We start from the raw sequence: 11,557 nt of genomic DNA, 5'->3' as shown, positions 1-11,557 counted from the left end.
CAACATCAACGGCTCACAACCTTCAACAGGATCTCACCGTACACCGGCATCAGCGGGTGACGAATCAACGCCACCAGAGCCACCACCGCCACGCCCAGCGTCAGCGGCGCCAGCCACAACAGGCGAGCGCGGGGAAGATAGCGCGTCAGGCGATCGATATTCGCTTTCGCGCTGCGCCACAGACGCCAGCACAGCCATGCCGCCAGCCACAGCAGCAGCGCGGTACCCAGCAGCAGCCACTTAAACTCGCCGCTTTGCATACCGTCAGGAATATCGATGGCCGCACCCGCGAGGATCCCCGGCAGGAAGTAGAACGGCGGCCAGAAGACGCAGCCGATAATATTCGGCACTACGAATTTTGCGACCGGCAGATCCAGCATCCCGGCGACCATGGGAACCAGCGGACGCGTGGGGCCGACAAAGCGGCCGACGAGAATGGTAAACATGCTGTGCTGGTGCAGCGCATGCTCGGTTTTATCCAGCAAGGCTTTGTTCTTTTTCATGAACGACCAGCGGTGCAGCGGCTTCTTAAAGCGCCAGCCCAGCCAGAAGGAGATCCAATCGCCCAGCAGACAGCCGACGATCCCGGCCAGCCACGCCTGCCAGAAATTGACCTCACCGCTACCAATCAGCGCGCCAAGCCCTGCCATCATCACGGTGCCGGGCAGGATTAACCCCACGAGCGCCAGCGATTCCAGAAAGGCCACCAGCGCCACGGCGATGAGCGAATACATAACGGACTGGGTAATAAAGTGTTCCAGCAATGCCTGCATAACTATTCCGGTCAGAAAACGAATCAGCGATTCTGCTTAGCGCCCCGCACCGCGTCAAGGCAACAATTGTCTGAATAGTTTACAGGTTGCTTTGAGCATTCACCTGTTTGTTTATCTTTTTTTACCGTTCATTCACAACCCGCGCGGAATTCGCTCGGGCTGGCGCCGGTGCACTTTTTAAACACGCGAGAAAAATAGAGCTGATCTTCAAAGCCTACGTTGCGCCCCACGGTGGCGATCGGCATCCGGGTGGTGCTGAGCAGAAGCTTCGCCTGGCTTATCCGCTGATCCTCACGCCAGCTCAGCACGCTGACGCCAAGCTGCTGACGAAACAGATGCGACAGCCGCGACGGTGAGAGACAGACATGCTGGGCAACGCTGGCGATATCAAACTGGCTATCGGCCAGATGGTCACTGATGTACTGGCAGGCATCGCGCACGCGGTTATCCAGCGGCGGATTCAGCGATGCGTTAATCGCCTCCATCCGTCGCAGCAGCAGTTGTTCAAGCAGGTTAATCGCCAGCAGTTCGGCATAACGGCCTCCTGCCTGCCCCGCCTCAATAATCTGCGCAAAAAGCTCGCGAAACTGCGCCAGATGCGCCTCATCCGGGCGGTAATAACCGGTGTGCGCAAAAATGGCTGGCCATGAAAGCCACTCCTGCCAGTAGGCGCGCGGACGGAAGTAGACCCACTGGTGATACCACTCTTTGGCATCCGGGTGACGGCCGTAATGGTGGATCTCTCCCGGAGGGAACAACAGGATGTCACCGGGGCGGCAGATGAACTGCTGGTCACCATTCTTGATAACTCCCTCCCCTCGCACGGTCAGGTTGAGAATATAACCTTTCATCCCGAGCGGTCGGTCAATGTAAAAATCGAGATATCCCTCAGCCTCGATAGGGGTCAGCCCCGCCACAAGGTGCGCGTTAAACGAGTATCCCGGCAGCAGGGGATCGTTTTGCGTTTCGGCCATAGATTCAGTTCTCCCAAGGGTCCTGAAGGAAACCAATTGTCCATATCATTAAAAGCAGGTCAAAAATGGTCTGCGAAAAGATCTCAAAAGCGTTATGCCTCTTTTACGTCCGCCATGTTTCAGCCTTTCCCCCTGATTTCTCCGCCAGAGTAGGCAGATAAGCAGTAACAAAAGTGTCTATAAGTGCGGCAGAAATGTCCACATTGAATATTTGCACGGCGTCACACTTTCCGTTGTAACAGCAATTTAGTCCATAAGATTAGCGGATCCTGCCTGACGATTTTCGCCCCCAGTCTCTAATGTTCTTCCATACCTGTTTTTTCGATGGAGCAACACCATGGCAATTGCGATTGGCCTCGATTTTGGCAGCGATTCGGTTCGCGCGCTGGCAGTGGACTGTACGTCCGGCCAGGAGATAGCAACCAGCGTTGAGTGGTACCCGCGCTGGCAAGAGGGGCGCTACTGCGATGCGCCAAACAACCAGTTCCGTCACCACCCGCGTGACTACATTGAGTCGATGGAAGCGGCAATCAAAACCGTCCTTGCTGACCTGACTGAGGCCCAGCGGGCAGAGATTGTCGGGATTGGCGTCGACAGCACCGGCTCCACGCCCGCCCCTGTGGATGCCGAAGGGCGCGTACTCGCGCTGCGCCCGGAGTTTGCCGACAACCCGAACGCCATGTTCGTGTTGTGGAAAGACCATACCGCCGTGGAAGAGGCCGAAGCCATCACCCGCCTGTGCCATCAGCCAGGTAAAACAGACTACTCGCGCTACATTGGCGGGATTTACTCCAGCGAATGGTTCTGGGCCAAGATCCTGCACGTTACCCGCACGGACGCATCGGTTGCCCAGGCAGCCGTCTCCTGGATTGAACTGTGCGACTGGGTTCCCGCCCTGCTCTCTGGCACCACGCGGCCACAGGATATCCGCCGCGGCCGCTGCAGCGCCGGGCATAAATCCTTGTGGCACGAAAGCTGGGGCGGCCTGCCTCCGGCGGCGTTCTTCGATGAACTCGACCCGATCATCAACAAAAACCTGAAATACCCGCTGTTTACCGACACCTTCACCGCCGATATTCCCGTCGGCACGCTTTGCGAAGAGTGGGCGACGCGTCTTGGCCTGCCGCAGAACGTGGCGATCTCCGGCGGCGCGTTTGACTGCCATATGGGCGCCGTCGGTGCCGGCGCGCAGCCTAATACGCTGGTGAAAGTGATTGGCACCTCAACCTGCGACATCCTGACGGCGGATAAAGCCACCGTCGGCGAGCGTGCGGTGAAAGGCATCTGCGGCCAGGTTGATGGCAGCGTGGTGCCGGACTTCATCGGCCTCGAAGCCGGTCAGTCCGCGTTTGGCGATATCTACGCCTGGTTTGGTCGCGTGCTGGGCTGGCCGTTGGATCAGCTGGCGGCCTCGCATCCAGAACTGAAAGCGCACATTGCCGAGAGTAAAAAACAGCTTCTGCCGCAGCTCACGGACGCCTGGGCAAAAAATCCGTCTCTCGATCACCTGCCGGTAGTGCTGGACTGGTTTAACGGTCGCCGCACGCCATTTGCCAACCAGCGCCTGAAAGGGGTTATTACCGATCTCAATCTCGCGACCGACGCACCGGCGCTGTTCGGTGGCCTGATTGCCGCCACCGCCTTCGGTGCCCGCGCGATTATGGAGTGCTTCACCGACCAGGGCATCGACGTGAATAACGTGATGGCGCTGGGGGGCATTGCCCGTAAAAACCCGGTCATCATGCAGGCCTGCTGCGACGTGTTGAACCGTCCACTGCAGATTGTCGCCTCCGATCAATGCTGCGCGTTGGGCGCAGCGATATTCGCCGCCGTGGCCGCCGGTGTTCATGCCGATATCCCGACTGCGCAGCAGCACATGGCAAGCGCCGTGGAAAATACGCTCCAGCCGCGTACCCAGCAGGCACAACGCTTCGAACAGCTTTATCAGCGCTACCAGCAATGGGCAAAAAGCGCCGAACTTCACTATCTCCCTGTCGCCGCCCCGGCCAAAAGCACCGCGGACACTACGGCAACCCTGACCCATTAAGGACACGATGATGACCATTTTTAATAATTATGAAGTGTGGTTTGTGATTGGCAGCCAGCATCTGTACGGACCACAGGCGCTGCAACAGGTAACGAAACACGCGGAGCACGTTGTTAACGCGCTGAATGCGGAAGCCAAACTGCCCTGCAAACTGGTGCTGAAACCGCTGGGCACGACGCCGGATGAGATCACCCATATCTGCCGCGACGCGAACTACGATGATAAATGCGCCGGTCTGGTGGTGTGGCTGCACACCTTCTCACCGGCCAAAATGTGGATCAACGGTCTCTCCATCCTTAACAAACCGCTGCTGCAGTTCCATACCCAGTTCAACGCCTCCCTGCCGTGGGACAGCATCGACATGGACTTCATGAACCTGAACCAGACCGCGCACGGCGGCCGTGAGTTCGGCTTCATCGGCGCGCGTATGCGTCAGCAGCACGCGGTGGTCACCGGCCACTGGCAGGACAGCCATGCACAACAACGTATCGGCTCCTGGATGCGCCAGGCGGTCTCTAAACAGGACACCCGCCATCTGAAAGTGGTGCGTTTTGGCGACAACATGCGTGAAGTGGCGGTGACCGACGGCGACAAAGTGGCCGCGCAGATCAAGTTTGGCTTCTCCGTCAACACCTGGGCCGTGGGCGACCTGGTACAGGTGGTGAATGAAATCAGCGACGGCGACGTCAGCGCGCTGGTGGATGAGTACGAAAGCCGCTACCGCCTGACGCCTGCGGCACAAATCAACGGCGACAAGCGCCAGAACGTGCTGGATGCGGCGCGCATTGAGCTGGGCATGAAGCGCTTCCTGGAACAGGGCGGTTTCCACGCCTTTACCACGACGTTTGAAGATCTTCATGGCCTGAAACAGCTGCCCGGCCTGGCAGTACAACGTCTGATGCAGCAGGGCTACGGCTTTGCCGGGGAAGGCGACTGGAAAACTGCCGCTCTGCTTCGCATCATGAAGGTGATGTCGACCGGTCTGCAGGGCGGCACCTCCTTCATGGAGGACTACACCTACCACTTCGAGAACGGCAACGATCTGGTGCTCGGCTCACACATGCTTGAAGTGTGCCCTTCTATCGCGGTGGAAGAGAAGCCGATCCTCGACGTGCAGTACCTCGGCATTGGCGGTAAAGCCGATCCGGCACGTCTGATCTTCAACACCCGTACCGGCCCGGCCATCAACGCCAGCCTGATCGATCTGGGGGATCGTTTCCGCCTGCTGGTGAACTGCGTTGATGCCGTTGAAACGCCCCATTCTCTGCCAAAACTGCCGGTCGCTAACGCCCTGTGGAAAGCACAGCCGGATCTGCCAACCGCGTCAGAAGCGTGGATCCTGGCCGGCGGCGCGCACCATACCGTCTTCAGCCACGCGCTGGATCTGAACGACATGCGTCAGTTCGCCGAGCTGCACGACATCGAACTGACCGTGATTGATAACGATACCCGCCTGCCGGCTTTCAAAGACGCGCTGCGCTGGAACGAAGTTTATTACGGTTCAAAACGCTAAGCCCTGAATGCCCGGTGGCGCTGCGTTGACCGGGCCTACGATTCTGTAGGCCGGCTAAGTGAAGCGCCATCCGGCAGGAGACAACAATGTTAGACGATCTCAAACGTCAGGTTCTTGAAGCTAACCTGGCGCTGCCGAAACACAATCTCGTCACCCTCACCTGGGGCAACGTGAGCGCCGTTGACCGCGAAAAAGGCGTCTTCGTGATCAAGCCTTCCGGCGTGGATTACACGGTGATGACCGCAGACGATATGGTCGTTGTCAGCATCGAAACGGGTGAAGTGGTGGAAGGGAACAAAAAGCCCTCCTCCGATACGCCAACCCACCGGTTGCTGTACCGTTCATTTCCGACCATCGGCGGTATTGTGCATACCCATTCGCGCCATGCCACCATCTGGGCGCAGGCGGGCCAGTCCATCCCGGCGACCGGCACCACCCACGCAGACTACTTTTATGGCACCATCCCCTGCACGCGCCTGATGACCGACGCTGAAATTAACGGCGAGTACGAGTGGGAAACCGGCAACGTGATTGTTGAAACCTTCGAGAAACAGGGAATCGACGCGGCGCAAATGCCCGGCGTGCTGGTACACTCCCACGGCCCGTTCGCCTGGGGTAAAAACGCGGAAGATGCGGTGCATAACGCGATTGTGCTTGAAGAAGTTGCCTATATGGGGATCTTCTGTCGCCAGCTGGCGCCACAGCTGCCGGACATGCAGCAAACCCTGCTGGATAAGCATTATCTGCGCAAGCACGGTGCAAAGGCGTACTACGGGCAGTAAGCTGTATATATCCCCAGCATAAAACATTCAACCAGGCTATAATCAGGCCTGGTTTTGTTTTATGGGATAACGGCGTGGCGCAGGCGCAAGAAGGCTTTTTACTGACCCGACACTGGCGGGATACCCCTCAGGGTACTGAAGTGGAATTCTGGCTGGCAACGGATAACGGCCCGCTGCAGGTCACGCTGCCCCCGCAGGAGTCCGTCGCGTTTATTCCTGAAGCGCATGTCGGGAAAGTAAAGCAGCTGCTGCGCGGCGAAAACGGCTGGCGTTTGACGCCGCTTGAACTGAAAGACTTCCACCGTCAGCCAGTTTTCGGCCTCTACTGCCGCGCACATCGCCAGCTGATGCGCTATGAAAAACTGCTTCGTGAAGCGGGCGTGACGCTCTACGAAGCCGATATCCGCCCACCTGAACGCTTTCTGATGGAGCGGTTTATTACCGCTCCCGTCTGGGTCGATGGCTCATTGCAAAACGGCAAAATTAGCAACGCGCGCCTGAAGCCGAACCCGCACTACCGCCCGCCACTAAAATGGGTGTCGCTGGACATTGAAACCACCCGCCACGGTGAACTGTACTGCATCGGTCTTGAAGGCTGCGGCGATCGCGTTGTCTATATGCTTGGGCCGCCGAACGGTGATGCCTCCGCGCTGGATTTCCGGCTTGAGTATGTTAACAGCCGGCCACAGCTGCTGGAGAAGCTCAACCAATGGTTTAACGACTACGATCCCGACGTCCTGATCGGCTGGAATGTGGTGCAGTTCGACCTGCGCGTACTGCAAAAACACGCCGAGCGGTATCGCATCCCGCTGATGCTCGGGCGCGGCAACAACGAGCTGGAGTGGCGCGAACACGGTTTTAAAAACGGCGTCTTCTTCGCCCAGGCGACTGGCCGCCTGATTATCGACGGCATTGAGGCGCTGAAATCCGCCTTCTGGAATTTCTCTTCCTTCTCCCTTGAAGCGGTCGCACAGGAGCTGCTTGGCGAGGGCAAATCCATCGACAACCCCTGGGACAGAATGGATGAGATTGACCGGCGCTTTCACGAAGATAAACCGGCGCTCGCCACCTATAACCTGAAAGATTGCGAGCTGGTCACGCAGATTTTCCACAAAACCGAGATTATGCCGTTTTTGCTGGAGCGTGCGACGGTGAACGGTCTTGCGGCTGACAGGCACGGCGGCTCCGTGGCGGCCTTTAGCCACCTCTACTTCCCCCGGATGCACCGGGCAGGCTATGTCGCCCCTAACCTCGGCGAGGTGCCGCCGCAGGCCAGCCCTGGCGGTTACGTTATGGATTCCAGGCCAGGACTGTATGACTCCGTACTGGTCCTCGATTACAAAAGCCTCTATCCGTCGATTATCCGCACCTTTCTGATCGATCCCGTCGGGTTGATTGAGGGCATGGCCCAGCCGGATGATGAACACAGCACAGAAGGCTTCCTCGGCGCCCGCTTCTCGCGGGAAAAACACTGCCTGCCTGACATTGTGGGAAATATCTGGCACGGCCGCGACGAGGCAAAGCGCCACGGCAACAAGCCACTCTCACAGGCGCTGAAAATCATCATGAATGCCTTTTACGGGGTACTGGGCACCAGCGCCTGTCGCTTCTTCGACCCACGGCTGGCCTCCTCGATCACCATGCGCGGGCACGAGATTATGCGCCAGACAAAAGCGCTGATTGAATCTCAGGGCTATGACGTCATCTATGGCGACACGGACTCCACCTTCGTGTGGCTTAAGGGCGTGCATTCAGAAGAGGATGCCGCGCGCATCGGCAAAACGCTGGTCGAATTCGTGAACGGCTGGTGGCAGGAGCATTTGCAAAAAGCGCGGCTAACCAGCGCGCTGGAGCTGGAATTTGAAACCCATTTCGCCCGCTTTTTAATGCCCACGATTCGCGGGACCGAGCAGGGCAGCAAGAAACGCTACGCCGGACTGATTCAGGAAGGCGACGCGCAGCGGATGGTCTTTAAAGGGCTGGAGACTGTGCGTACCGACTGGACGCCCCTGGCGCAGCAGTTCCAGCAAACACTCTATCTGCGGGTGTTTCGCAATGAGCCCTATCAGGATTACGTGCGCGAGACGATAGCCAGCCTGATGGCGGGTGAGCTTGACGCACAGCTGGTCTATCGCAAGCGCCTGCGCCGCCCGCTCGCAGAGTACCAGCGTAACGTCCCTCCCCACGTTCGCGCCGCGCGGCTGGCGGATGAAGAAAACGTGCGCCGGGGTCGTGCGCCGCAGTATCAGAACCGGGGAACCATTAAATATGTCTGGACGATTAACGGCCCGGAACCCGTGGATTATCAACACTCTCCTCTGGATTACGATCACTATCTGACGCGTCAGCTTCAGCCCGTCGCAGACGGAATTTTGCCCTTCATCGACGACGATTTTGCTACACTGGTTACAGGGCAACTTGGCCTATTTTGACGCGTGACGAAATGGCTGCCATCCAGTACCATAGCGCCCTTTCCATTCCCGGACCCATTTTTCGATGACCGTCTTTTTTGACGGGGTCGAACTATTGCCTGCAATTAAAGATTAGAGCCGAACAACTATGCCTTTTACACTTGGTCAACGCTGGATCAGCGATACAGAAAGCGAACTTGGATTGGGAACCGTCGTTGCTGTCGATGCGCGTATGGTTACCCTCCTCTTCCCCGCCACCGGTGAAAACCGCCTGTACGCTCGCAATGACTCCCCTGTGACCCGCGTAATGTTTAATCCGGGTGACACCGTGACCAGCCATGATGGCTGGCAGCTCAAGATTGAAGACGTAAAAGAAGAGAATGGACTGCTCGCCTACATTGGCACTCGCCTGGATACCGACGAGACCAATGTCGTCCTGCGTGAAGTGCTGCTCGACAGCAAACTGGTTTTCAGCAAACCGCAGGATCGCCTGTTTGCCGGGCAAATCGATCGAATGGACCGCTTCTCGCTGCGCTATCGCGCACGTAAGTTCCAGAGTGAACAGTACCGTATGCCGTGGAGCGGCCTGCGTGGCCAGCGCACCAGCCTGATCCCCCACCAGCTGAACATCGCCCATGATGTAGGCCGTCGTCACGCCCCGCGCGTGCTGCTGGCAGATGAAGTGGGCCTGGGTAAGACCATTGAAGCAGGTATGATCCTGCATCAGCAGCTGCTTTCCGGCGCCGCCGAGCGCGTGCTGATTGTGGTTCCTGAAACCCTGCAGCACCAGTGGCTGGTCGAAATGCTGCGTCGCTTTAACCTGCGCTTCTCCCTGTTTGATGACGAGCGCTATGCCGAAGCCCAGCACGACGCGGATAACCCGTTCGAAACGGAACAACTGGTGATCTGCTCCCTGGACTTCGTACGCCGCAGCAAGCAGCGTCTTGAGCACCTGTGTGATGCAGAATGGGATCTGATGGTGGTCGATGAAGCGCACCATCTGGTCTGGAGCGAAGAGGCGCCGAGCCGCGAATATTTGGCTATTGAGCAGCTTGCCGAACGCGTGCCTGGCGTCCTGCTGCTGACCGCAACGCCGGAACAGCTGGGTCTGGAAAGCCACTTCGCCCGTCTGCGCCTGCTCGACCCTAACCGTTTCCACGATTTTGCGCAGTTCGTCGAAGAACAAAATAACTACCGTCCGGTCGCGGATGCCGTCGCCCTGCTGCTGGCGGGCAAGCGTCTCTCTAATGACGAACTTAATACCCTGAGCGATCTGATTGGCGAGCAGGACATTGAGCCGCTGCTGCAGGCTGCCAACAGTGAAAGCGATAACGCAGAATCCGCGCGTAAAGAGCTGATCGACATGCTGATGGACCGCCACGGCACCAGCCGCGTGCTGTTCCGTAACACCCGTAACGGTGTGAAAGGGTTCCCGAAACGCGAACTGCATACCATAAAGCTGCCGCTGCCGACGCAGTATCAGACGGCGATAAAAGTCTCCGGCATCATGGGCGCACGCAAAACTCAGGAAGAGCGTGCCCGTGACATGCTCTATCCGGAACAAATCTACCAGGAATTCGAAGGTGATACCGGCACCTGGTGGAACTTCGATCCGCGCGTGGAGTGGCTGATGGGCTACCTGACCGCCCACCGTTCCCAGAAAGTGCTGGTGATCTGTGCCAAAGCGGCGACTGCGCTACAGCTGGAACAGGTTCTGCGTGAACGCGAAGGTATCCGCGCCGCCGTGTTCCACGAAGGCATGTCCATCGTTGAACGCGACCGCGCCGCGGCGTGGTTTGCCGAAGAGGACAGCGGCGCTCAGGTGATGCTGTGCTCTGAAATCGGTTCTGAAGGCCGTAACTTCCAGTTCGCCAGCAACCTGGTCATGTTCGATCTGCCGTTCAACCCGGATCTGCTGGAACAGCGTATCGGCCGTCTCGATCGTATCGGCCAGGCGCATGATATTCAGATCCATGTCCCTTATCTGGAAAAAACCGCCCAGTCCGTGCTGGTCCGCTGGTTCCACGAAAGTCTGGATGCGTTTGAACATACCTGCCCGACGGGCCGCACGATTTACGATCAGGTGCATGGCGATCTGATCGGCTATCTTGCCGCACCGGAAAACGTGGACGGGTTCGATGAGCTGATCGCTTCCTGCCGTGAGAAACACGAGGCGCTGAAAGCGCAGCTGGAACAGGGCCGCGACCGTTTGCTGGAGATCCACTCCAACGGCGGTGAAAAAGCGCAGGCGCTTGCCGAGAGCATTGAAGAGCAGGATGATGACACCAGTCTGATCAGCTTCTCCATGAATCTGTTCGACATCGTGGGCATTAACCAGGACGATCGCGGCGAGAACCTGATTGTCCTGACCCCGTCCGATCACATGCTGGTTCCGGATTTCCCGGGCCTGCCAGAAGATGGCTGCACCATCACCTTCGAGCGTGATGTGGCGCTCTCCCGTGAAGACGCTCAGTTCATCACCTGGGAACACCCGCTGATCCGCAACGGCCTGGACCTGATCCTGTCCGGCGATACTGGCAGCAGCACCATCTCCCTGTTGAAAAATAAGGCGCTGCCTGTCGGCACCCTGCTGCTGGAGCTGATTTATGTGGTGGAAGCGCAGGCGCCGAAACAGCTGCAGCTCAACCGCTTCCTGCCGCCAACGCCTGTCCGTCTGCTGCTGGACAAAAACGGCACTAATCTGGCAGGACAGGTTGAATTTGAGAGCTTCAACCGCCAGCTGAGCGCGGTGAACCGCCATACGGGCAGCAAACTGGTTAACGCGGTACAGCAGGATGTGCACGCCATTCTGCAACTGGGTGAAACCCAGATTGAAAAATCGGCCCGAGCGCTGATTGATGCCGCGCGCAATGAAGCCGACGAGAAACTGTCTGCGGAGCTGTCACGTCTGGAAGCGTTAAAAGCGGTTAACCCCAACATCCGTGACGACGAACTGACGGCGATTGAAAGCAACCGTCAGCAGGTGCTGGAAAGCCTGAATCAGGCGAGCTGGCGTCTGGACGCCCTGCGTCTTATCGTTGTGACGCATCAGTAAAC

The 11,557-nt window shown here is 58.1% G+C and carries 7 protein-coding genes; 5 read left to right on the top strand and 2 right to left on the bottom strand.

Going from position 1 to position 11,557, the window contains the following annotated elements; all coding sequences use genetic code 11:
* Nucleotides 1–5 precede the first annotated feature (5 nt).
* Nucleotides 6–773, bottom strand: a complete 768-nt coding sequence (locus EKN83_RS05760; protein WP_025758008.1) for a DedA family protein — start codon at nucleotides 771–773, stop codon at nucleotides 6–8.
* 128 nt (nucleotides 774–901) lie between these two features.
* Nucleotides 902–1,747 carry an arabinose operon transcriptional regulator AraC gene (gene araC / locus EKN83_RS05755; protein ID WP_047957739.1) on the bottom strand — a complete coding sequence of 282 codons (846 nt, stop codon included), beginning with the start codon at nucleotides 1,745–1,747 and terminating at the stop codon, nucleotides 902–904.
* A 337-nt stretch (nucleotides 1,748–2,084) separates the two neighbouring features.
* On the opposite strand from araC, the gene araB reads away from it, so the two are divergent.
* From araB to rapA, 5 genes are all read left to right on the top strand, one after another.
* Nucleotides 2,085–3,794, top strand: a complete 1,710-nt coding sequence (gene araB / locus EKN83_RS05750) for a ribulokinase (RefSeq protein ID WP_126800495.1) — start codon at nucleotides 2,085–2,087, stop codon at nucleotides 3,792–3,794.
* Between the two features lie 10 nt (nucleotides 3,795–3,804).
* A complete protein-coding gene (gene araA, locus EKN83_RS05745) occupies nucleotides 3,805–5,307 on the top strand; it encodes an L-arabinose isomerase (RefSeq protein WP_025758011.1) in 1,503 nt (500 codons plus the stop codon).
* Nucleotides 5,308–5,393: 86 nt separating this feature from the next.
* Complete coding sequence (araD, locus tag EKN83_RS05740) at nucleotides 5,394–6,089, top strand: L-ribulose-5-phosphate 4-epimerase (protein ID WP_025758012.1); 696 nt, start codon at nucleotides 5,394–5,396, stop codon at nucleotides 6,087–6,089.
* 74 nt (nucleotides 6,090–6,163) lie between these two features.
* Nucleotides 6,164–8,521: a DNA polymerase II gene (gene polB / locus EKN83_RS05735; protein ID WP_126800494.1), complete on the top strand. Its 2,358-nt coding sequence runs from the start codon at nucleotides 6,164–6,166 to the stop codon at nucleotides 8,519–8,521.
* A gap of 127 nt (nucleotides 8,522–8,648) precedes the next feature.
* A complete protein-coding gene (gene rapA / locus EKN83_RS05730) occupies nucleotides 8,649–11,555 on the top strand; it encodes an RNA polymerase-associated protein RapA (RefSeq protein WP_126800493.1) in 2,907 nt (968 codons plus the stop codon).
* The last annotated feature ends 2 nt before the right edge of the window (nucleotides 11,556–11,557 follow it).

It is taken from the genome of Enterobacter sp. WCHEn090032 (genome assembly GCF_003986875.1).
In the GTDB taxonomy this organism is placed as follows: Bacteria; Pseudomonadota; Gammaproteobacteria; order Enterobacterales; family Enterobacteriaceae; genus Enterobacter; species Enterobacter sichuanensis.
The sequence above is the reverse complement of the archived record's forward strand: the minus strand, read 5'-3'. Positions and strand labels throughout refer to the sequence as shown.

Coding starts and splice junctions, on each gene's coding strand:
- rapA (WP_126800493.1), top strand. CDS start 8,649: ATGCCTTTTACACTTGGTCAACGCTGGATCAGCGATACAGAAAGCGAA.
- araB (WP_126800495.1), top strand. CDS start 2,085: ATGGCAATTGCGATTGGCCTCGATTTTGGCAGCGATTCGGTTCGCGCG.
- araC (WP_047957739.1), bottom strand. CDS start 1,747: ATGGCCGAAACGCAAAACGATCCCCTGCTGCCGGGATACTCGTTTAAC.
- araA (WP_025758011.1), top strand. CDS start 3,805: ATGACCATTTTTAATAATTATGAAGTGTGGTTTGTGATTGGCAGCCAG.
- EKN83_RS05760 (WP_025758008.1), bottom strand. CDS start 773: ATGCAGGCATTGCTGGAACACTTTATTACCCAGTCCGTTATGTATTCG.
- araD (WP_025758012.1), top strand. CDS start 5,394: ATGTTAGACGATCTCAAACGTCAGGTTCTTGAAGCTAACCTGGCGCTG.